This window comes from Streptomyces sp. NPDC101160 (genome assembly GCF_044768205.1).
Lineage (GTDB): Bacteria > Actinomycetota > Actinomycetes > Streptomycetales > Streptomycetaceae > Streptomyces.
Genome location: NZ_JBIWPJ010000001.1, coordinates 690,956 through 712,680, shown reverse-complemented (window position 1 = coordinate 712,680; position 21,725 = coordinate 690,956). Strand labels below are relative to the sequence as shown.

Sequence of the window (21,725 nt, the reverse complement as noted above, 5' to 3'; positions counted from 1 at the left end):
TCGGCTCCACCGATGCAGGTGTCCGCACGGCGGCTCAGCCCGCGGTGGCCGCGGCCGGCTCCGGCGCCACGTCGCGCAGGCCGCGCAGCGGCGAGAAGAGGACCCAGAGGCCGCCGAGGCTCGCTCCGACGAGGCCGATCCACAGGGTGGGGCGCAGTCCGAGCCAGGTCGCGAGCGCGCCGCCCAGGAGCGCGCCCAGCGGGATGGTGCCCCAGACGATCCAGCGCACCGCCGCGTTCATCCGGCCGAGCAGCTCCGGCGGGCAGATCTGCTGCCGGTAGGTGACTTGCGCGGTGTTGTAGACGATGGCGCCGAAGGTGAAGGCGAACCAGCCGATGCCGTAGAGCACCACCCGCCAGCCCGGGTAGGCGAGCGGGGCGAGGTACGAGGGCAGGCCGAGGAGCAGCGGCGCCAGCCAGATGATCCGGGCGGACCCGATCGTCCGGGCGAGCCGGCTCGCGAGCAGGCCGCCGAGGACGCCGCCGACGGGCCCGAGGGCGAGCAGCAGACCGGCCTGGCCGGCGGAGAGCCCCAGTTCGCGGACGAGGAACGGCATCTCCATCGCCGAGGCCATGTGCGAGAACAGGTTCACGGTGCCCGTGCAGGCCACGATCCGGCGCAGCACCGGGTGCCGGACGACGAAGCCGAGACCCTCGCCCATCTGCTTGCGGAAGGGCGGCCGAGGACCGTCCGGACGGGCCGGCTTCGGCTCCGGGGTCCGGATCAGGAACAGCGACGCGGCGCTGACGAGGAACGACAGCGCGTCGGCGGCCAGCGCCCGGGCCCCGCCGATCGCCGCGACCAGCACGCCCGCGACCGTCGGCCCGAGCGTCGCGGCGGCCGCGCCCGTCGTGCCCAGCTTGCCGTTGGCGTCGATCAGCGCGTCCTTGTCGACGAGGACCGGAACATAGCTCTGGTACGCCACGTCGAAGAACACCGTCAGCGAGCCGGTGACGAGCGCCACCGCGCACAGCTGGGTGAGGGTCAGCGAGCCCAGGTACCAGGCCACCGGCACCGTCGCGACCACCGCCGCGCGCAGCACGTCGCACCACATCATCAGCCGGTGCCGGGCAACCCGGTCCACCACCACGCCCGCCGGCAGCGCGACGAGCAGGAAGGCCAGCGAGCCGAGCGCCGTGAGCAGGCCGACCTGGAAGTTCGAGGCGTTCAGCGCGGTGACGGCGAGGAACGGCAGCGCGAACGGGGTGATCATCGAGCCGGCTTCGCTGATCGTCTGGCCGCTCCACAGCAGCATGAAGTCGCGGTGGCGCAGCAGGGAGGGGCGTCCTGCGCCGGCGGCGGATTCGGTCTCGGTCTCGGTCACGTCATCGGTCCGATGGGTCGTAGGGGCTCGGCGGCGGCTCCGGCGAGCAGGGTCACGTACCGCGCGGCGAGCCGCCGCGCGGTGGTCTCCTCGAAGAGGTCCTCGCTGTACTCCAGGCGCCCGGTGCAGCCCGTGCCGTCGCGGGTGAGCGACAGCGACAGGTCCACCTTCGCGGTCCGGGTGTCGCCGAACTCCCGGGCCACCCGGCAGCCTTCGAGCCGCAGGCCGGGCGCGGCCGCCGGCTGGTGGCTGAACATCAGCTGGAACAGCGGGTTGGCGCCCGGGTCCCGCGCCGGGTTCAGCTCCTCCACCAGAAGCTCGAACGGCAGCGCCTGGTGGACCAGGGCGGCCCGGCTCTCGTCGCGCGCCCGCAGCACCAGGTCGCGGAAGCTCGTCCCGTCCGGCACGTCGAGCCGCTGGACGACCGTGTTGCCGAACATGCCGATCAGCGCGAAGTGGCTCTCGCGTTCCCGCAGGGCCACGGGCGCGCCGACCACGACCTCCGGGCCGCCTCCCTCCTCCCGTACCAGCGCGGCGAACGCCGCCAGCATCACGGCGTACGGGGTGGTGCCGCAGGCCCGGGCCAGCAGGTCGACCTGTCCGACGACGTCCGGACCGACCGTGAACGGCACATGGGCGCCGGCGAAGCTCCACACCGCCGGGCGGGGCCGGTCGGACGCGATGGTCGCCAGGGCCGGTACGCCGGCGAGGTGCTTGGTCCAGTACTCGCGCGCCCGGTCGAGGGCGGTGCCGGCGACCCGGTCCGCCTGCCACCGGGCGAAGTCGGCGTACTGCTCGGTCAGCGGCGGCAGTTCGGGCGCACGGCCGGCCGCGAGCGCCTCGTACAGCGACGAGAGCTCGGTCTCCAGGACGGCGAGCGACCAGCCGTCGCACACGATGTGATGGAGCGTCAGGCACAGCAGGTGCCGGCCCGGCGCCGTCGTGAGGAGCAGCGGCCGCAGCACCGCGCCGCCGCCCAGGTCGAGCGGCCGCCGCGCCTCGGCGGCGGCCAGCCGCTCCGCCTCCGCCGCCGGGTCCGGGTGCCCGGTCAGGTCGACGCGGGGGACCGGCACCGGCCCGGCGGGCCGGACGACCTGGCGCAGCGCGCCCCTGGCCATCCGGTAGCCGGTCCGCAGCACCTCGTGCCGCAGGACCAGCTCGGTCAGCGCCCCTTCGAGGGCCGCGACGTCCGGATCGCCGTCGATCCGGTAGACGACCGGGACGGTGTAGGCCGGGGTGTCCGGGTAGAGCCGGTCGAGGATCCACAGCCGCTTCTGCGCGAAGGAGACCGGGTGGTCACCGGTCACGGGGACACCTCGCCCGGCACGCCGGCGGTCAGCCCGGCGGACACCTCCGCCGCGAGCCGCTCGATCGTCGGGTCGTAGAGGTACTCGCCCAGGTCCACCCGTACCCCGAAGGCCGCGTTGACCCGGGAGAGGAGCCGCATCGCGAGCAGCGAGTGGCCGCCCAGCGCGAAGAAGTCGTCGGTGACGCCGACCGAGGCCAGGCCGAGCAGCTCGGCGGCGATCGCCGCCAGTTCCCGCTCCAGATCCGTACGCGGCGACACCGCGGCACCGTCCTCGCCGTCCACCGGGACCGGCGGCAGCGCCGCCCGGTCCAGCTTGCCGCTGGGCGTCAGCGGCAGCGCCGGCACCACCACGAAGGCGGACGGGACCATCCACTCCGGCAGCCGCCCGGCCAGGAACTCCCGCAGACCGGTGGGCGCCTCCCCGGGCACGGCCGGGGACAGATGGGCCACGAGCCGCCGCTCGCCCGCCGAGTCGTCGGCGGCCACCGCCACCTCGCGGACCTCCGGGTGCAGGCTCAGCACGGCCTCCACCTCGCCCGGCTCGACCCGGTAGCCCCGGATCTTCACCTGGTCGTCGGCCCGCCCGAGGAAGTCGAGCCGCCCGTCCGCCAGGAGCTTCACCAGGTCCCCGGTGCGGTACATCCGGGCGTCCGGCTCCGTCGCGTACGGATCCGGCAGGAAGCGCTCGCCGGTCAGCTCCGGCTGCCCCGCGTAACCCCGGGCCACGCCGGGGCCGCCGATGAACAGCTCGCCCGGCTCCCCGGCCGCGACCGGCTCCAGGTCCTCGCCGAGCACATAGCAGTCGGTGTTCGCGATGGGCCGGCCGATCGGCACCGAGCGGGCGTCCGCCGGGAGCGCGGTCACCTCGCCGCAGACGGCGAAGGTGGTGGTCTCTGTCGGGCCGTAGCCGTTCACCAGACGGGCCGGGCGGGCGGAGGCGTCCAGGTCGAGCAGCCGGCGCACGGCCGCGACGTTCAGCACGTCGCCGCCGACCAGCAGGTTGCGCAGCCCGGCGAAGCTGTCCGGCCGGTCGGCCATCACCGTGGTGAAGAGCGCGGAGGTCAGGAACATGGTGGTGATCCGGTGCTCCGCGAGCGCCGTGGCCAGCGCCCCCGGGGCCAGCACCGTCCGGGTGGGGATCACGACGACCGTGCCGCCGTTCAGGAGCGCGCCCCAGACCTCGAAGGTGAAGGCGTCGAAGGAGGAGTCGGCCACCTGGGCGATGCGCTCGTCGGCGCCGAACTCCACGTAGTCGGTGTCGCGGACGAGCCGCAGCACCGAGCGGTGCTCGACGACGACGCCCTTCGGCCGGCCCGTGGACCCCGACGTGAACAGGATGTACGCGGGGACGCGGGAGCCGGTGGCGGGCCGCGGCAGCTCGCTCGCGTCCCCGGCCCGCTCGACCTGGCGCAGCTCCTCGGCGGTGACCGTCACGGCCGCCTCGGCGGCGGCCAGCATGTGCTCCTGGCGCTCCCGCGGGTACGCCGGGTTGACCGGCACGTAGGCGCCGCCGGCCTTGAGGATCGCGAGCAGCGCCGTCACCAGCTGGTGGCCGCGCTCCAGGAGCACGCCCACCCGGGAGCCGTCGGTCACGCCCCGGCCGCGCAGCAGCCGGGCGAGGCGGTCGGACCGGGCGTCGAGCTCCGCGTACGTGAGGGTGTGCTCGCCGTCCACGACGGCGGGCGCCTCCGGCCGGGCCCGCACCTGTGCGGCGAAGACCGCGGGTATGGACGCGTCGGCGGGGTAGGGGGTCACGGCCCCGCGCAGGATGCTCACTTGTGGTTCTCCCGTTCGCTGTCGAAGGACTCGGCGTGCGCCGTGGCGCGTTCGCGCAGCTCGCCGTCGTACCGGATGCGGCCGCCCGGCCCGGCGAGGCGGGGCGGGGGGACGGCGGTCCGGCGGATCATCGTGACGCTGTTCTGCCGGAGCTTGTGCGACTCCAGGAGGTTCAGGACCTCCAGCTCGCCCGGCCGCGCCCGTTGCAGTCCGGCCAGATAGCGGAGGATCGCCTCGCCCTCCGGATAGGTCATCAGATAGTGCAGGACCACCACGCCGCCGGCCGGGTTGATCCGGTCGAGGAAGTGGTCCAGGAAGTACAGGCAGTCCCACGCGTCGACCCACGCGAAGTCGATCGGCTCGAAGCCGTCAGGCAGCGCGCCGCCGGCCTCGCGCAGCGGCGCGTCCACGACGGTGACCTGCCCGGCGAGCCCCAGCTCGGCGAGCACCTCCTCGACCTGCCCGGCCGAGGACTCGGGGATCGACAGGTCGTCCACGGCCACGAACCGGGGCCGGTACGGCTCCAGATACGCGGCCGGTGCCGCGAGCGCGGGCTCGGCACGCAGCCAGTCGTCGTCCAGCGGGGTGCCGGAGCTCAGATACGGCCGGGTCTTGGCCGCGAGCAGCCGCGACTCCTCGTCGGCCTGCTCCCGGGCCTCGGCCAGTGCGGCCGCCAGGAACGGCGTGGTGTAGCCCATCCCGACCTCCAGGACCCGGCGGGGCCTGGTCATCCGGATGAGCCCGGCCAGGAACGGGGCGACCGCCTCGGTGCCCATGCCGGGCACCCGCAGCCGGGCGACCGCCTTCGCGAACGCGGGGCTGTCCGGGGTCGGGATGCCGCTGTGGTCAGCCATGCGCGTTCTCCCGGGCGTTGAGGTCGGCGATCCGTTCCAGACCCCGCATGACGGTGTCGGCGGGCAGCCCGAAGTCGATCAGGCAGGCGATCTCGTCCACGCCGATCCCGCGCAGCCGCTCCACCGCGCGCGCCGCCGTCTCCGGCGAGCCGAGCAGCCCGCAGTCGTCGACATAGCGGTCGAAGGAGCGCCGCACGAGGAACTCCAGGTCGTCCGGGTGGAGTTTCGCCGGGTCGATCCGGCGCCTGCCGTCCAGGCCCGAGCCCAGCAGCAGCCCGAGCGAGCCGCGCAGATAGCGGAGCAGCGGCTCCCGCACCAGCTCCCGGACCCGGTCCGCGTCGTCGTCCAGATAGGCGTGCACCATCAGGACCACGTGCCGGCCGCCCGCCGCGCGGTACTCGCCGATCTTGTACGCGAGATCGTCCAGGTCCTGGCCGAGGAGATGCGTCAGGATGCCCGCGCCCATGGCCCCGGCGGCCCGGAAGGTCTCCACGCCACCCGCGCTGGTGATCCAGGCCGGCAGCTCCGGCTGCACCGGCCTGGGGTGGACGGACACCTTCACCTCGCTGCCGGTGCCGTCCGGGAAGGCGAGCGACGCGCCCCGCCACAGCTCCCGCACCTGCCGTACCTGCTCCGTCATCAGCCGCCTGCGGTCGGCGTACGCTTCCGGGCGCAGCGCGAAGTCGGCCGCGTGCCAGCCGGACGCGAAGGAGACGCCGACGCGACCGCCGGAGAGGTTGTCCACGACGGACCACTCCTCGGCGATGCGCAGCGGGTGGTGCAGCGGCGCCACGACGCTGCCCGCCCGGATCGCCACGCGCTCGGTGACGGCGGCGACCGCCGCACCGGTGACGGCCGGGTTCGGGTACAGGCCGCCGAAGGGGTGGAAGTGCCGCTCCGGCGTCCACACGGCGGCGAGCCCGCGGGAGTCGGCGAACCGGGCTCCGTCCAGGAGGAGTTGGTAGCGCGGTCCGGCGAACTCCTCGCTGTCGCTGGCGAAGTAGAAGAGGCTGAAGTCCATGCCGCGCCGCGGTGCGGCCCCGGCGGCGGACCCGGCCGCGGGATCAGGCGAGTGCGCCATCGTTGACCTCACTGACGATTCGGCGGAGCGCGCCCCGGTCCACCTTGCCGTTGGCATTGCGGGGCAGGGAGTCGAAGTGCTCGAAGCGGCGGGGCACCAGATGGATCGGCAGGGCGCCGCGCAGCGCGCGGATCAACTCCATCCGGCCGGTCTCGCGCCCGGTGTAGCAGGCCACCAGATCGGTGACGCCGCCCTGGGCGACGCCGAGCACCACGGCCTCCGCCACCGCGTCGAGCCGGCGCAGCGCGGCCTCCACCTCGCTCGGCTCCACCCGGTAGCCGCGGATCTTCACCTGGTCGTCGAGCCGGCCCCGGTGGACCAGCTGCCCGTCCTCGATCCGGACCCGGTCCCCGGTACGGAAGTACCCGTCGTCCGTGAACCGGCCCTCGTCGTCGCCCGGGTCCAGATAGCCGTCGAACCGCTGGGGGCCGCGCACCCACAGCTCACCCGTCTCCGGGGCGACCCGGTGCTCAAGACCCTCGTAGACCCGCCCGATGGGGACGGTGCCGTTGGAGGTCACCGGCCACCGCGCGGGATCCTCGGGAAGCCGGAACTCGGCACACGCGATGGTCAGTTCGGTGGGGCCGTAGAGGTTGTCGACGGGCGCTCCCGGCGCCACGGCGTACCACGCCCGCGCCTGCTCCAGGGTGAGCTGCTCGCCGCAGAAGACGCTGTGACGCAGGGCCGACGGCCCGCCGCCGGCCGGCGCGGCGCCGGCGAGCTGTCCGAAGCCGGCGCTCACCGAGACCACCGAGGGCACCGAGAACCAGTGGGTCAGCTCCCGGCCGGTCAGATAGCCGACCGGTGCGAACAGCTCGGCCCGGGACGGCACCACGAGCGTCGCCCCGCCGCCCCAGGTGACGAACAGGTCGTACACCGACAGGTCGAAGGTCAGCTCGAAGGTGTGCGACATCCGGCAGCCCGGGCCGACCCCGAAGCGGGCGATGTTGTGCGCCAGGAACGGCAGCACCTGGCGGTGCCGGATCGGGATGCCCTTGGGCCGGCCGGTCGTGCCCGAGGTGAAGAGCAGATAGGCGAGCGCGTCCGGATCCGCCGTGTGCGGCGCGAGCCGCCCGCCCGGCGCCGCCGCCCGGACCTCGTCGTCGTCGAGCGGCAGTACGGGACGGCCGCCGGCCCACCCGTCCCCGGCGCGCCGGGCGGCGGCCGCCTCGGCCACCACCACGTCGACGCCGGCCGCCTCGCAGATCCCCGTGTTCCGCGCCGCCGGGTAGTCGGGGCCCAGCGGCACGACGGCGGCGCCGAGCCGCAGCGCCGCGAGATAGCCGGCGTACGCGACGAGGCTGCGGGCGGCGAGCAGGCCGACCCGCCCGACCGGGCCGTGCCGGTCCGCGATCCGCTCCGCGAGCGCCTCGGCGGCCCGCAGCAGCTCGCGGTAGGTCACGGGACCGCCCGCGCCGCCGTCCGGGAACTCGACGGCGGGGGCGTCCGGGTGCCGCTCCGCGGTGGCCGCGAACACCTCGTACAGACCGCGGGTCATGCGCCGCTCCGCAGGAACGCCGCCTGCCCCCGCACGGTCGGATGCTGGAACAGGTCGGTGGCGCGCAGCTCGCCCGGCGTCAGCTCGTTCAGCTGCTCCCACAGCAGCAACAGCAGCAGCGAGTTGCCGCCGGCGTCGAAGAAACCGACGTCCAGGGGTATCTCGGCCTCGTCGTAGCCCAGGGTCTCGGCCCAGGCCGCCCGCACCGGGCCGATCAGCTCGTCCGCGTCGCTCACTTCTCGTCCTCCTGTTGCCGACCGTCGCCGGTCAGCGCTGAAATCCTGGTCTCCGGAGCCGCGGTCACCGCGGCGAGCAGCCTCTCGTACCGCGCCGCGGCCCGGGCGACGGTCCCGGCGTCGAAGAGGTCCCGGTCGTACTCCCAGATGAACTCGACCGCCTGCGTCGTCGCCCGGTCCCGCTGTCCGATCGTCTGCTCGGCGCGGGGGATCGCGATGACGTTGAGGTCGAACTTGGCGCTGCCGTTGCTGACGCCGGGCGTGACCTCGACCTCCAGGCCGGGGATCCGCACGGGGCGCGACGGCGAGTCGTGGAACGCGAACAGCACCTCGCACATCGGCTGGCGGCCCCGCACCCGGGGCGGCCGCAGCGCCGCCACCACCCGGTCGAAGGGCAGCTCCTGGTGCTGCAGCGCGCCGAAGGTGGTCTTCCGCACCCGGCCGAGCAGCTCGCGGAACGACGGGTCGCCGCGCAGATCGGCCCGCAGCGCCACCGTGTTGACCAGCATGCCGAACATGCCGTCGACCTCGGGCCGGGTGCGGGCCGCCATCCCCGTGGCGACGCAGAAGTCGTCCTGCCCCGACCAGCCGGCGAGCAGCACCTGGAACGCGGCGAACATCACCGAGAACAACGGCACCCGCTCGCGCGCGGCGAGCGCGCGCGCCGCGTCGGCCAGCTCGGCCGGCACCGTGAAACGCGGCGCGTCACCGGTGAACCGGCGCTTCGGGACGCGGGGCCGGTCGGTGGCCAGGTCGAGGAAGTACGGCACTCCGGCGAGCTGCTCGCGCCAGTACGCGAGCTGCGCCTCGGCCTCCGGACCGTCCAGCCAGGACCGCTGCCAGACCGCGAAGTCGGCGAACTGGACCTCGGGTTCGGGCAGCGGCGACGGCTCGCCCGCCGCGAACGCCCGGTACAGCGCGCACAGTTCGTCGACGAAGAGGTTGAACCCCCAGCCGTCGTGGACGAGGTGGTGCTCCAGGTGCAGCAGCACATGCCGCTCGTCGGAGGTCCGCAGCAGCCGCCAGTGCACCAGCGGCAGCCGGTCCACCGGGATCTCCGCCGCCACTGCCGCACGGATCACCTCGGCCTCCGCGGCCGCTCCCGCCTCGCGCAGGTCCTCCACGGGCAGCTCGACCCGGTACGGCGGGTGCACCACCTGGACCGGGCCGTCAGGACCGTCGGCGAAGGTCGTGCGGTAGACCTCGTGCCGCCGCACCACCTCGGTGAGGGCGGCGGCCAGGACCTCGGGGTCGAGCGTCCCGGTGAACTCGATCTTCGCCTGGAACTGGTAGGCGAGCATGCCGGGCTGCAGCTGCTGCATGAACCAGAGCCGTTCCTGCGCGCTCGACAGCGGCAGGGGCACGGAACCGTCGCGCGGCACCGGACGGATCGCGTCGATGTCGCTCATCCGCGTCCCTCCGTGGCCGTCGCAGTCGCCGCCGAGTTCCCTGCCGCCGGCTCCTCGGCCAGTGCGGCCCAGTCGACCGCCGCGCCCGCCGCCCACAGCCGTCCGGCCGCGGTGAGCAGCAGCTCCCACTCCGTACGGCTCTCCAGGCGGCCCGGCAGCGTCTGGACGACCGAGGCCAGGGCGTTCGCCGGGCGGTCCGGATGGCCGAGGGCGAGCCTGGTGAGCGCCTGACCGGGGCCGAGCTCGACGAGCATCGGGTCGGGCAGGCGCCAGATCTCGGCCAGCTCGTCCGAGAAGCGCAGCGTCCGGGACAGCTGACGGGCCCAGAAGGCCGGGCTCGTCGCCTCCTCGTCGCGCAGCCAGGTCCCGGTCACGTTGGAGAGCAGCGGGATCGCGGGCGGGGCGAGCGGCACGGTGCCGAGCAGCTCCTCCAGCGGTCCGGTCAGCGCCTCCGTCATGGTCGAGTGGTAGGCGTGCGCCGTGGCGAGCCGCTGGCAGGGCAGCCCCGCCCCGGTCAGCCGCCGGACGGCCTCCTCGACCGCCTCGACCGGGCCGGACAGCACCGTCTGCTGCGGTCCGTTGAGCGCGGCGAGCGACAGCGGGCCGGGGAGCAGCCCGGCCAGGGGGCCGTCGAGCGCCTCCGGTCCGGCCGCCGCCGCGAGCATGGCTCCCGGCGGCAGCTCGTCCACGAGCCGCGCCCGGCCGGTGACCAGACGCAGGGCGTGTTCGACCGGGAACACCCCGGCGACGCACGCGGCCGTGTACTCGCCGACGCTGTAGCCCGCGAGCGCGGCCGGGCCGGCGCCGAGCGCCGTCAGGGCGCGGGCCAGGGAGTACTGGAGCGCGAACAGCAGCGGCTGGGCCACCACCGTGCGGTGGATCTCCTGCGGAGCCGTGTGCCGGTCGAAGACCTCGGCCGGCTCCTCGCGGTGCCCGGCCGGGAAGAGGACGGCGTGCAGGTCCAGGCCGTGCTCGTCCGCCAGTACCCGGAAGCAGCGGTCGAGCTCCTCCCGGAATGCCGGCAGGCACCGGTACAGACCGGCGCCGAGCCCCGGATACTGGTCGCCGACCCCGGAGAACAGGAACACCCGGGAGGACCCGTCGCCGGGGCGGCCGGTGAAGACCCGCCGCACATCGCGCTTGCGCAGCCAACGGGCCGCGTTCCCAGCCGAGTTGGCGAGCACGGCGCGCCGCACCGCGCCCGGCTCCGCCGGGGGAGCGGGCACGGCGGGCAGCCGCGCGAGGCCCGTGTCGCCCATCGCGTCGAGGCGGTCGGCGAGCTCGTCCGTGGCCCGCTCGAGCAGGTCCACGGTCGGCGCGGACAGCGTCAGCAGGCGCGGCGACAGAGGCGCGGGTCCGGGTGCGGGATCGCGTGCGGGATCGGGTACGGGTGAGGGTTCGCGTACGGTCACGGCGCCACCGCCGCCCGTACCGCGTCCGGCCAGTGCTCCGGGTCCAGGCCGTGCCGGCACAGGAACGCATAGGCGAAACGTTCCAGCCCGAACCCGGCGCACCCGGTGAAGACCGGCTCGCCCGCGTCGCCGCCGATCCCGAATGACCGCCCGAAGAACTGCTCGTGGTAGTTGAACGAGCCCACGGAGACGTCACGTCCGTCGTCCAGCGGCAGCCGGAGCTCGTACTTCAGCTCCAGGAGCCGCTGCGACCAGGCACGCGCCGCGGTCGTGTCGTTGAGGAAGAACGGATCGCCCGCCACCTCGCACCGCCCGCCCAGACCGAGCGCGTCCACCAGCTCGTACGCCCGCTCCATCAGCCGCCGGCGCGCGTCGAGCACGAACTCCGGCGTCCCGAGGAAGACGATCTCGCGGATCGTGAAGTCCCACAGGCGCTCCAGCGAGCGCCGGTACCGGGACTCGTTGCGGAACGACTTGCCCCGCGCCGTCACCACCAGCGAGCTCTCCGGCAGCGGGCCGTCCGCGAACTGGTGGTAGGTGTGGAAGCACATGGTGGGCGGCAGACAGTGGTCGAAGCCGCCGCTGTGCGCGGTGAGCGCCGCCTGCAGATCGCCGCCGCCCGCGAGGTCGTCGAGGAAACCGCGGTAGCTGTCGACGTCGCCGTGCAGCCGCGAGACGGACATCACCATCTGCGGGAACGACTCGAAGTAGCCCGTGCGGCGCAGTGCGTCGGCGGTGATCAGCGTCGGGTAGCGGAACTCCCGGGCGCCGAACTCCTCCGTGACCAGCTTGCGCAGCATCGAGTCCAGGTGGTCCATGAGCGACAGGACCGGCTCGCCGACCGCGATCTGCCCCTCGCCCGCCTCCACGGCCGCGCCCCGGGCCACCAGCTCGTCGAACACGTCCTTCACCGGCCCGCTGTCGGCGGCCCGCCAGACCACCTTGGGCTCCAGGAACCGCTGCCCGAGCAGGTCGTTCGCGGTGACCAGGTTGAGCTTGCGGGTGAGTTCGGCCGCATCGGCCGGCAGGCCGTGTTCCACGTCCACGGCGGTGATCTCGTCGCCCGCGTCCGAGCGGACCAGCGAGAACCCGGTGATCGTGTCCGAGACGAAGTAGACGCGCTGGGCCAGCTCCTGGGCGAGCTCGGCCGGCAGCGCCGGCTCCAGCGGCAGCCGGGTCGTGAGGGTCTTTCCGGTCACCGGGGCTCGCCCCCCGGCACCGTTCCGCCCGACAACGCCCCGTGGACGCCGAGGAGTTCGGCGAGAATGCCCCGCTGCACCGAGTTGGACCCGGCGTAGATCGGGCCGCCGAGCGCGTCGCGCAGCTCGCGCTCGATGCCGTACTCCTCCAGGTAGCCCCGGGCGCCGTGCAGCTCGACCGCGGCCTTGGCCGTCTCGACCAGGCCCTCGCTGATGAAGATCTTGGCCATGGTGGCCTCCTGGAGGGCGAGCCTGCCCTCCCGCTTCAGCCAGCCGACCCGGTAGAGCAGCATCCGGGCCAGGTCCAGACGGATCTTCATGTCCGCGATCGGGTGCGACACCGCCTGGAAGGAGCCGAGCGTCCGGCCGAACTGGCGGCGCGTGTTGGCCTGCCGTACGGAGGTCTCCAGGAGCCGTTCCATGGCGCCCACGTGCGGGGCGAACATGAAGGACCGCTCCCACTCGATGGTCGAGGTGAAGACCGGGTAGCCGCCGCCCTCGCGGCCGATCAGGTTCGCCGCGGGCACCAGGGCGCCGTCGAACTCGACGACACCCATCGGGGTGGTCCGCAGCCCCATCTTCGGCAGCTCGCGCTTCTTCACCACACCGGGCGTGTCGGCGGTGACCAGGAACGCCGACAGCTGGTCCTGCCGGCCCGGGCCCGTACCCGTGCGGGCGATCGTGACGAAGACGTCCGCCACCGGGCCGTTGCTGATGAAGCACTTGGTGCCGTGCAGCCGGTAGCCGTCGCCGTCGCGCTCCGCCGTGGTGGTCATGGAGAGGATGTCGGAGCCCGCCTCCGGCTCCGACAGCGCGTGCGCGCCGACCAGCGAGCCGTCGCACAGACCGGGCAGGAAGCGCCGCTTCTGCTCCTCGGTGCCGTGCAGCAGCAGATAGATCACACAGCCCCAGAGGTGGTTGTTCACCGCGAACACCAGGCCGTTGTCGGGGCAGGCGTAACCCAGCGCGTCCAGCGCGATCATGGTGGTCAGCGGGTCGAAGCCGCGGCCGCCGTACTCCTCGGGCACCTGCCAGCCGAGCACGCCGAAGTCCGCGCAGCGCTGCCAGTCCTCGCGCGGGAAGCGGGCGCCGCGGTCGGCCTCGGCCGCGTCACGGCCGAGCTCCGCCCGGGCGAACGCGATGATCTCCCGGCGCAGCCGCAGCTGCTCCGGCGTCGGTTCGACGATCACGCGCCGCCTCCGGCAAGGGCCTTCTTGCGTTCCACGAACTCCGCGATGGCCGAGACCGAGCGGAAGTTGGCGACGGCGAGGTCCTCGCCCGCGACGGCCAGGCCGTAGGTGCGCTCGACCCACATCACCAGCTGCACGGCGAAGAGCGAGTTCACCAGACCCGTGGCGAACAGGTCCTCGTCGTCCTCCACCTCCACGCCGTGCACGTGCCCCGCCAGGAACTCGCGGATCAGCACCTTGTCGTCCTCGGCGGTCGCGCCGGTCGTCGTCACGTCAGCCATGGGGGTCACTCTCCCGACTCGTAGGAATGGAAGCCCTGTCCGGTCTTGCGCCCGAGGAGACCCGCGTCCACCAGTCGGGTGAGCAGCGGGCAGGGCCGGTACTTGGGGTCGCCGAAGTTGTCGTACAGCACCTTCAGGGACAGCAGGACGGTGTCGAGGCCGATGAGGTCCGCGGTCTCCAGCGGACCCATCGCGTGCCCGAAGCACTCCTTGAACAGGCGGTCGACGTCCGCCGCCGTGGAGACCCCCTCGTGGAGGAGGAAGGCCGCCTCGTTGACGGTGAGCATCGCGACGCGGTTCGTCACGAAGCCGGAGGAGTCCTGGACGAGCACATGCCCCTTGCCGACCCCGTCGAGCAGTGCCCGGGTACGGGCGATCGTCTCCTCCGAGGTGTGGTGGCCGCGGATCAGCTCGACAGTGGGCTTGAGGTGCGCCGGGTTCATGAAGTGCATGCCGATCACGTGCTCCGGCCGGCCGGTCAGCCCGGCGACCCGCGTGATCGGGATCGCCGAGGTGTTGACGCCGAAGGGCACCCCGGGCCGGCAGACGGCGTCGAGCTCCGCGTACAGCGGGCGCTTGACGTCCCAGTCCTCGGTGACGTTCTCGACCAGGAAGTCCACGTCCCCCAGCCGCTTGAGGTCCAGGGCGAAGTCGATCCGCCCGGTCACCTCCTGCGGATCCCGTACCGGAGTCCCCGGACGGACCAGCGGAGCGAACCGTACGTTCCGCGCGATCTCGTCCCGCGCGGACACCAGGGCGGCCTCCGTCACGTCCACGAGCACGACCTCGTGCCCGTGCTCCGCGAACAGCTCGGCCACCCCGCGCCCCATCGTTCCGGCGCCCACCACGCCTATGCGGTCCACCCGCGGTCTCCCCTCGTCGTCGCTGTCGGTACGGACGGTGTCGGTCCGGACCGTGTCGGTACGCGGTCGCGGAGGGCGCGCAGGAGATCGTCCCGCCCCTGTCCTCCGCGGAAGTAGAAGTGGCCCCCGGCCGCGACCCGCAGCTCGGTCGCGGCGCTGGTGTGCGCCGCCCAGCCGTCGTGCCAGGACGACCAGGGCTCCTCGCTGCCGGCGAGGACGGTGATCGGGCGGTCCAGCGGCTCGGCCGCCACCGGGGCGTACCGCTCCAGGAGCGCGTAGTCGGCCCGGAAGCTCGCGAGCGCGTGCTCCCGCAGGTCGGCGTCCTCCCGCAGATGGGCCATGGGCTCGCCGGTGCCCCGCTCGATCGCGTCGAGCAGCTCGTCGTCCGACAGGCCGTGCACCGGCCGCGCGACCGGTGGCAGCGGGGGAGCGGGGCAGGAGGAGACGATCAGCCGCCGCGGCAACGCCCGCCCACGGGCCCGCAGTTCACGCGCGACCTCGAAGGCGACCAGGGCGCCCAGGCTGTGGCCGAAGAACACGAACGGCCGCCCGCCCGCTCCGGTGCCGTCGGGATCCTCGAAGTCGACGGCCGACACCAGGGCGTCCACCAGGGCGTCCATCCGGGTGTACGGCGGCTCCGCCCGGCGCGTGGTCCGGCCGGGCAGGTGCACGCCCCGGACCTCGGTCCCGGGCAGCTCGTCGGACCAGCGGACGTACTCGCCCGGCAGCCCGCCCGCGTGCGGGAAGCAGTAGAGGACGGTGCCGGCGTCCGGCCGGCGGTGCCGGCGGACGGTCCACCGCGTCACGGCGTACGGTCCCGGTCGAGCCGCGCGTCGATCAGCGCGGCGAACTCCTCGGCCGTGGGCGCCGTGATCAGCTCCTTGGGCGCGAGCTCCACCGGGTACGTCTCACGGACCCTCGCCACGAGGCGGGTCGCGATGAGCGAGTCGCCGCCGAGGTCGAAGAAGCTCTCGTCGGGCTCGACCTCGGGCAGGTCGAGGATCTCGGCGAAGAGCTTCGCGACCAGCTCGTACGTGGCCGTGCCGTCCGGCGGGGCGGCGACCGGCGCAGCGACGGCGGCCACGGGCGCGGGCGGTGTCGGTGCCGGGGCCGGCTGGTCGTTCCGCCCCACCGTGAACAGCCGCCGCTCGAAGGGGTACGTGGGCAGGGCGACCCTGCGCGGCCGCCGGCCGCCGTGCAGCGCCGCCCAGTCGACGGCGGCACCGGTCAGCCAGCGTCGGCCCACGGCGGCGGGATCGTCTCCCGACTCCTGCGGCTCCCCGGCCGACGGCCAGACCGCCCCGGGCGCGGTGACGAGCCGCTCCGGCTCCTCGCCGGCCAGCACGCGCACGGCGTCCGCGGTGTCGCTCACGATCGCGATCCGCCGGTACGGGAGCTCCCGGCGGCCGGTCTGCAGCGTCCACGCCACATCGGCGAGCGGCATCCCCGGCTCGGCGCGCAGCCGCTCCGCGAGCCGTTCGGTGACGGCGTCCAGGGCCGTCGGCGTCTTCGCCGACAGCGGCAGCACGTACGGGCCGCTCGCGCTCGGTGCCCCGTCCGGCTCCGCTTCCGCCGGGGGCTGTTCGAGGACCACGTGGGCGTTCGTCCCGCCCACGCTGAAGGAGCTCACCCCGGCACGGCGTGGCATGCCCTCCGGCCGCCACTCCTCCGCCCGGGTGACCACCCGGAACGGGCTCGTCGCGAAGTCGATCTCCGGATTGGCCTCGGTGAAGTGCAGGCTGGGCGGGATGACGCCGTGCTTGAGCGCCAGGACGGTCTTGATCAGACCGGCCACACCCGCGGCCGCGTCCGTGTGCCCGATGTTGGTCTTCACCGAGCCGATCCCGCAGTAGCCGGGTCGATCGGTGTCGCCGGGTCGCCGGGGGTGCTCGGATCGCTCGGGTTGCTCCCGGCGGAACGCCTTGGTGAGCGCGGCGATCTCGACCGGGTCGCCGAGCCGGGTGCCGGTGCCGTGGGTCTCCACATAGGTGCAGGACTCCGGCGTCACGCCCGCCACCCGCTGGGCCCGTTCGATGACCGCGGCCTGTCCGGCGACGCCCGGGGCGGTGAAGCCCATGCGGTCGGCGCCGTCGTTGTTGACCGCCGAACCGAGGATCACCGCGTCGACGCGGTCGCCGTCGGCCACCGCGTCAGCGAATCGTTTCAGCACCACGACGCCGACTCCGTCGCCGCCGACCAGGCCGCTCGCGGCGGCGTCGAAGGCGCGCAGCACGCCGTCCGGCGCCTGGATCCCCACCTCGTCGGGCCCGCCCACCCCGGACGGCAGCCGCACGGTGACGCCGCCGGCCAGGGCCAGGTCGCAGTCCCCGTTCAACAGCCCCTGGACCGCGAGGTGCACGGCGACCAGCGAGGTGGCGCACGCGGCCTGCACGGCCACCGTCGGGCCGGTCAGCCCGAGCCGGTGGGCGACCCTGTTGCAGAGGAAGTCGGGCCCGTTGGCGACCCGTATCTCCCAGTCGGAGACCGACGGCAGCTCGGCGCGGTTCGCCCTGAGCAGCTGCGCGTACGCGTTCTCGCCGCCGCCGCCGTACACGCCGACCGCTCCGGTCACCCGCTGCGGATCCTGCCCGGCGTCCTCGAGCGCGGCGAGCGCGCACTCCAGGAACAGCCGGGCCTGCGGATTGACGATCCGGGCCTCGCGTGGCGAAATGCCGAAGTATCCCGCGTCGAACCACTCGGGATCGTCGAGCAGTCCCCGGGCGGCGACGCCGTCCGGACCGCTGACCCGAGTGATCGAATCCTTGCCGTCGAGCAGATTCCGCCAGAACGCCTCTGGGCCGTCCGCATTGGGAAACCTGCAGGTCAAACCTATGATGGCGATACGCCTGTCCACCGCAATCACGGCGCCCCCCGTTTCCGTTCCGTGATCGACGCGTGGATCCTATGCAACCCGCAGTCGGGCCACAAGGGTTCACCTGGCGAGCCCCGGGGCGCAGGCGGGGCCCCGTGACCACCTGGCTGGAAATCGCCGCTCGGTGTGTCGTAGCGGGGCCGGATCAGCCGGCCGCGGGGACCACCACGGAGGTGAGGATCAGCCCGTTCCGTACGGCCCACCGGCCCCGCATCGCCGTGAGCGGCACCCCGTCGACCTCCGGACCCGTCCGGTGCAGCTCGACGGCGAACGTCCCGTCCTCCGGCGCGAACCGTACGGTGGCGTCCTCGAAGCCCAACCAGCGCCGGGCGAGCGGGAACCACGCCTTGTAGACCGACTCCTTCGCGCTGAACAGCACCCGGTCCCAGCAGACCCCGGGCCGCTCGTCCGCCCACCGCTCCCGCTCGCTCTGCTCCTCGGGCCGCGCTATCGCGCCGAACACGCCCTCCGGCAGCGGCGCGTGGGGCTCCGCGTCGATGCCCAGCGAGGCGACGGCACCCTCGCGCGCGAGCGCGGCGGCCCGGTATCCGTCGCAGTGCGTGATGCTGCCGAGCACCCCGGTAGGCCACAGTGGCTCCCGGTGCTCACCGCTCAGGATCGCCACCGGCGGCAGCCCGAGCTCGGCGAGCGCCTGCCGCGCGCAGTGCCGCACGGTCACGTACTCCCGCCGCCGCTGCTCGACCGCCCGCACCAGCGCCTCTTCCTCGCCCGGGAACGGCCGCGCGCCGGGAACGTCCCCGTGCGACTCGACGACCACCACTCCCGGCGGCAGCAGCGCCCTCACAGAAAACTCACCTGGATCATGGGGGTCAAGGTACGCCCGGCGGCCCCGCTCCGGGTCACCCGAGGTCACCTGGGGTCACGCCCGAGCGGCCGGGGTCCGGCCCGGTGCCGGCTCCGGGCGCCGGTGGGAGACTGGGAGCATGGTCGGCGACCTCGACGACGAACTGCGGGCCCGACGGCACGGCGGCAGCGGCCACCGTTCGGTGCCGCACACCGCCGACGCCCAGGTACAGGCCTGGGGACCCACCCGCGAGGCGTGCCTCGCGGAGGCCGTGCTCGGCATGATCGAGTGCTTCGCCGAGGTGTCGGGCGTGCGGCCCACCGCCGTGGAGCGGGTGCGGCTCGCGCCGGGCAGCGACGAGGACCTGCTCGTCGGACTGCTCGACGAGTTCGTCTTCCGGCTCGAAGTGACCGGCCGGATCCCGGTGGACGTGGAGGTCGAGACCGCCGAGGAGGACGACGGCGGCCTGGACGTGCGCTCGGCGGTCGCGGAGCTGGACCAGGTCGAGATCATCGGGGCCGTACCGAAGGGCATCTCCTGGCAGGGCCTGCACATCGGGCCGGACCCGTACGGCTGGTCCTGCACGGCGATCGTGGACGTGTGACCGCTCGGCGACCGCCGTGCGGATCAGGGTCGGACAGGCCCCGCGGCGCGGTCGGATGCGCGGTAGCCGGCCGGGTGCTCGGTAGCCCCGGCCCCCGATGCGCGGTGCGTCACCCCTTGACCACCCCGAGCGGCACCATCCGCGCCACCCTGCGGCAGAGCCCCGCGCCCTCGCTCGCCGCCACCACCGCGTCCACGTCCTTGTACGCCTCCGGCGTCTCCTCCGTCAGGCCCCGCCAGGACTTCGGACGTGCGGCGATCCCGGCCCGGCGCAGCCTCGCCCGCAGCTCACCGCCGGTGATCGTGCGCGCGGCCTGATGCCGGCTCATGGTGCGGCCGGCGCCGTGGCAGGTGGAGTGGAACGCGCTCCCGTCCGCCACCCCGGCCAGGACGTACGAGGCCGTGCCGAGCGTTCCGGGGATCAGCACCGGCTGCCCGAACTCCCGGATGTCCCCCGGTAGTTCGGGATGCCCGGGCGGAAAGGCGCGGGTCGCGCCCTTGCGGTGCACGCACAGTTGCCGCCGGGCGCCGTCCACCGTGTGGTGCTCGATCTTCGCCAGGTTGTGGGACACGTCGTACACCAGCGAGAGCCGTACGCCGGCCGCCCGCCGGAACACGCCACGCGTCGCGTCCGACAGCAACTGCCGGTTGGCCCGGCCGTAGTTGGCGGCCGCCGCCATCGCGCCGAGGTACGCCCGCCCCTCCGGCGACTCCACCGGCGTGCAGGCCAGCTGCCGGTCCGGCACCGTGATCCCGTACCGCGCCATCGCCCGGTCCATCAGCTTGACGTGGTCCGTGCAGATCTGGTGCCCGAGCCCGCGCGACCCGCAGTGGATCATCACGCACACCTGGCCCGCGCTGATCCCGAACGCGGCCGCCGCCGGCTCGTCGTACACCGTCTCGACCCGCTGCAGCTCCAGGAAGTGGTTCGCGGAGCCGAGGCTCCCGACCTGCCCGAGCCCGCGCTGCCGCGCCCGCTCACCGACCTGCGTCACATCCGCGTCGGCGACCGCCCCGCCGTCCTCGCAGCGCAGCAGGTCCCGCTCCTCCCCGTGCCCCCGCTCCACGGCGAACCGCGACCCGCCCCGCAGCAGCCGCTCCAGCTCCCGGTCCCCGTCCAGCCGCCACACCCCACCGGGCCCGGCGCCCCGCGGGATCGCCCGGTCCAGGCCGTCCATCACATCGAGAAGCACGGGCCTGAGCGCCGCCTCGTCGCAGTCGGCGGCGAGCAGCCGCACCCCGCACGAGATGTCGAAGCCGACGCCGCCCGGCGACACCACCCCGCCGTCCGCCACGTCGGTGGCGGCGACCCCGCCGATCGGGAAGCCGTACCCCCAGTGGATGTCCGGCATCGCGTACGAGGCGGCCACGATCCCCGGCAGTGTGGCCACCCGCACCACCTGGTCAAGCGACCGTTCGGCGTCCGCGAGCAGCTCCCGGGACGCGAACACCACTCCGGGCACCCGCATGCCCTCGTGCGGATCGATGCGGTAGCGGAAGGGACGTTCCTCGATCAGGTCCATGGCGACCTCCCCACCCTTCCCACTCTCCCACGTCCGGGACGGACCGGCCGGGAGCGGGCGGGAGCTCCTCTTGCCCTTGCGCCGTCGCACGTGGTCGGATGAGACCCAGCATCGCGTGCCGGTGACGGACAGCGTCAGGCATGGAGGTGCGGAACCGAAGGGACCGCCACTCGTGGCTCCCCATTCTCCCGATACTCCCGCTGCTCCCCGTGCTCCCCGTGGCGACGACCGCGTCGCCGCCCTCAGCAGGCAGCTCCACCAGGCACACGAAGACCTCCGCCGCCGGATCGGCGACACCAGGGCACGGCTGGGCCGGCGCGGCCCGCGCGACGGCACCCTCGTCACCCACTGCCTGGCCTTCTGCGCCGCACTGACCGCGCACCATCGCGGCGAGGACGACGGCGTCTTCCCGCAGCTCCTCCGCGAGCGCCCCGACCTCGCCCCGACGATCGCCAAGCTCGTCGAGGACCACGGCCTGATCGCCTCGATCCTGACCCGCGTGACCGACCTGGCCGACACGGCGGCCGCCTCGCCCGAACCGGACCTGGCAGCGATCGGCCGCGAGCTCGACGGACTCGCGGCCATCATGGAGTCCCACTTCCGCTACGAGGAGCGCGCGATCGGCGCGGCCCTCGACGCGGTTCAGCCGACGATCGCGACCGGCCCGTCCCAGGCGTCCTGGTCGACCGTGATCGTGTAACCGCCGCGCGACTCCTTGCTGTTGACCAGGTACTGGTGGCCGCGGCTGTGGCCGGTGTACTGGGTGGCGCCCCACGGCCAGTCGGCCGTGGTGGTGTTCTGCTTGTCCCACAGCGCGTACCAGAGGTTGCCCGGCAGGTCGGTGCGGTCGGTCGCGGTGGCGACGGCCTTCGCGCTGGAGCTGGTGAAGCCGTAGAAGCCGCCGCGGTACGTCTTGGCGCGCAGCGTCCTGGTGAAGGACCGCACGTACGTCAGCACGGCGTCGTTGCACGCCTTGTTGGTGATGTCGTACGGCTCCATGTCCAGGAAGACGGGGCTGCCGGGCTTCACGCCGAGCGCCGACGCCTTCGCCACCGCGTCGTTGGCGTCCGCCGCGCCCAGCGACGCCGCCGTGGAGGCCGTGAGCTTCTCGGGGTTGGCGCTGGTCTGGCACGGCGGCTGCGCGCCGACGTAGAGGGGGATGAGCTTCCAGCCCATCGCGTCGACCGACTTCACCCAGGAGGCGGTGAGGTTCGGCTGGGCACAGCCGCGGTTCCTGCCGCCGATGTAGACCGCGGCGCCGCCGTAGAAGCCGTTGCTCTTCCACGCCTTCATCGCCGCCAGGGAAGGCGCCGCGCAGGTGTCGAAGGCCCGGCCGGTGAACGTCCGCTGCGCGGGCCACGTCGTGGCCGCCATCGAGGTCTGCGCCGCGACCACGGCGCCCACGACGGCGATGGCGCCTCCGGTCGCCACGGCGATGTAGCGACGCTTCTTCGACAACCGATGGCCGGCCATGTCCACCCCATTCACAT

General features: G+C 73.8%; 20 protein-coding genes. 2 read left to right on the top strand and 18 right to left on the bottom strand.

Going from position 1 to position 21,725, the window contains the following annotated elements; genetic code table 11:
• Positions 1-34 precede the first annotated feature (34 nt).
• The 16 genes from ACIRSU_RS03230 to ACIRSU_RS03155 form a co-directional block, all read right to left on the bottom strand.
• On the bottom strand, positions 35-1,324 hold the full coding sequence (locus tag ACIRSU_RS03230) for an MFS transporter (protein WP_403788644.1): 1,290 nt from the start codon (positions 1,322-1,324) through the stop codon (positions 35-37).
• Positions 1,321-2,631 (bottom strand): condensation domain-containing protein, encoded by a 1,311-nt coding sequence (locus tag ACIRSU_RS03225; protein ID WP_403788642.1) that lies wholly within the window; start codon positions 2,629-2,631, stop codon positions 1,321-1,323. Before ACIRSU_RS03225 ends, ACIRSU_RS03230 begins: the two co-directional genes overlap by 4 nt.
• Positions 2,628-4,409, bottom strand: coding sequence for an amino acid adenylation domain-containing protein (locus ACIRSU_RS03220; RefSeq protein ID WP_403788640.1), 1,782 nt, complete (start codon positions 4,407-4,409; stop codon positions 2,628-2,630). The genes ACIRSU_RS03225 and ACIRSU_RS03220 overlap by 4 nt, the downstream gene beginning before the upstream one ends.
• Positions 4,406-5,263, bottom strand: coding sequence for a hypothetical protein (locus tag ACIRSU_RS03215; RefSeq protein WP_403788638.1), 858 nt, complete (start codon positions 5,261-5,263; stop codon positions 4,406-4,408). The genes ACIRSU_RS03220 and ACIRSU_RS03215 overlap by 4 nt, the downstream gene beginning before the upstream one ends.
• Positions 5,256-6,344, bottom strand: coding sequence for a MupA/Atu3671 family FMN-dependent luciferase-like monooxygenase (locus ACIRSU_RS03210; RefSeq protein ID WP_403788636.1), 1,089 nt, complete (start codon positions 6,342-6,344; stop codon positions 5,256-5,258). The genes ACIRSU_RS03215 and ACIRSU_RS03210 overlap by 8 nt, the downstream gene beginning before the upstream one ends.
• Positions 6,328-7,842, bottom strand: a complete 1,515-nt coding sequence (locus tag ACIRSU_RS03205; RefSeq protein WP_403788634.1) for an AMP-binding protein — start codon at positions 7,840-7,842, stop codon at positions 6,328-6,330. The genes ACIRSU_RS03210 and ACIRSU_RS03205 overlap by 17 nt, the downstream gene beginning before the upstream one ends.
• Positions 7,839-8,078: an acyl carrier protein gene (locus ACIRSU_RS03200; RefSeq protein WP_403788632.1), complete on the bottom strand. Its 240-nt coding sequence runs from the start codon at positions 8,076-8,078 to the stop codon at positions 7,839-7,841. Before ACIRSU_RS03200 ends, ACIRSU_RS03205 begins: the two co-directional genes overlap by 4 nt.
• Positions 8,075-9,487, bottom strand: a complete 1,413-nt coding sequence (locus ACIRSU_RS03195; protein WP_403788630.1) for a condensation domain-containing protein — start codon at positions 9,485-9,487, stop codon at positions 8,075-8,077. The genes ACIRSU_RS03200 and ACIRSU_RS03195 overlap by 4 nt, the downstream gene beginning before the upstream one ends.
• The gene (locus ACIRSU_RS03190; protein ID WP_403788628.1) at positions 9,484-10,899 is read right to left on the bottom strand and encodes an acyltransferase domain-containing protein; all 1,416 of its coding nucleotides are present in this window, start codon (positions 10,897-10,899) and stop codon (positions 9,484-9,486) included. The genes ACIRSU_RS03195 and ACIRSU_RS03190 overlap by 4 nt, the downstream gene beginning before the upstream one ends.
• Positions 10,896-12,098, bottom strand: coding sequence for a hypothetical protein (locus ACIRSU_RS03185; protein WP_403788626.1), 1,203 nt, complete (start codon positions 12,096-12,098; stop codon positions 10,896-10,898). Before ACIRSU_RS03185 ends, ACIRSU_RS03190 begins: the two co-directional genes overlap by 4 nt.
• Complete coding sequence (locus ACIRSU_RS03180; RefSeq protein WP_403788624.1) at positions 12,095-13,288, bottom strand: acyl-CoA dehydrogenase family protein; 1,194 nt, start codon at positions 13,286-13,288, stop codon at positions 12,095-12,097. The genes ACIRSU_RS03185 and ACIRSU_RS03180 overlap by 4 nt, the downstream gene beginning before the upstream one ends.
• Positions 13,285-13,569: an acyl carrier protein gene (locus tag ACIRSU_RS03175; protein ID WP_403788622.1), complete on the bottom strand. Its 285-nt coding sequence runs from the start codon at positions 13,567-13,569 to the stop codon at positions 13,285-13,287. Before ACIRSU_RS03175 ends, ACIRSU_RS03180 begins: the two co-directional genes overlap by 4 nt.
• A gap of 5 nt (positions 13,570-13,574) precedes the next feature.
• Positions 13,575-14,432, bottom strand: coding sequence for a 3-hydroxyacyl-CoA dehydrogenase family protein (locus ACIRSU_RS03170; RefSeq protein WP_403788620.1), 858 nt, complete (start codon positions 14,430-14,432; stop codon positions 13,575-13,577).
• Positions 14,420-15,238: a thioesterase II family protein gene (locus ACIRSU_RS03165; protein WP_403788618.1), complete on the bottom strand. Its 819-nt coding sequence runs from the start codon at positions 15,236-15,238 to the stop codon at positions 14,420-14,422. The genes ACIRSU_RS03170 and ACIRSU_RS03165 overlap by 13 nt, the downstream gene beginning before the upstream one ends.
• Positions 15,235-17,286, bottom strand: a complete 2,052-nt coding sequence (locus tag ACIRSU_RS03160; RefSeq protein WP_403788616.1) for a beta-ketoacyl synthase N-terminal-like domain-containing protein — start codon at positions 17,284-17,286, stop codon at positions 15,235-15,237. The genes ACIRSU_RS03165 and ACIRSU_RS03160 overlap by 4 nt, the downstream gene beginning before the upstream one ends.
• 163 nt (positions 17,287-17,449) lie before the next feature.
• A complete protein-coding gene (locus ACIRSU_RS03155; protein WP_403788614.1) occupies positions 17,450-18,109 on the bottom strand; it encodes a 4'-phosphopantetheinyl transferase in 660 nt (219 codons plus the stop codon).
• Positions 18,110-18,248: 139 nt separating this feature from the next.
• Between ACIRSU_RS03155 and ACIRSU_RS03150 the strand changes: the two genes are divergently transcribed.
• On the top strand, positions 18,249-18,713 hold the full coding sequence (locus tag ACIRSU_RS03150) for an archease (protein ID WP_403788612.1): 465 nt from the start codon (positions 18,249-18,251) through the stop codon (positions 18,711-18,713).
• 109 nt (positions 18,714-18,822) lie between these two features.
• On the opposite strand, the gene ACIRSU_RS03145 is transcribed toward ACIRSU_RS03150, so the two are convergent.
• Positions 18,823-20,235 carry an RtcB family protein gene (locus ACIRSU_RS03145; protein WP_403788610.1) on the bottom strand — a complete coding sequence of 471 codons (1,413 nt, stop codon included), beginning with the start codon at positions 20,233-20,235 and terminating at the stop codon, positions 18,823-18,825.
• A 172-nt stretch (positions 20,236-20,407) separates the two neighbouring features.
• Here ACIRSU_RS03145 and ACIRSU_RS03140 point away from each other — a divergent pair, with 172 nt between their 5' ends.
• A complete protein-coding gene (locus tag ACIRSU_RS03140; protein WP_403788608.1) occupies positions 20,408-20,935 on the top strand; it encodes a hemerythrin domain-containing protein in 528 nt (175 codons plus the stop codon).
• On the opposite strand, the gene ACIRSU_RS03135 is transcribed toward ACIRSU_RS03140, so the two are convergent.
• Positions 20,878-21,708 (bottom strand): glycoside hydrolase domain-containing protein, encoded by an 831-nt coding sequence (locus ACIRSU_RS03135; RefSeq protein ID WP_403788606.1) that lies wholly within the window; start codon positions 21,706-21,708, stop codon positions 20,878-20,880. The genes ACIRSU_RS03140 and ACIRSU_RS03135 overlap by 58 nt on opposite strands.
• Between the last annotated feature and the right edge of the window lie 17 nt (positions 21,709-21,725).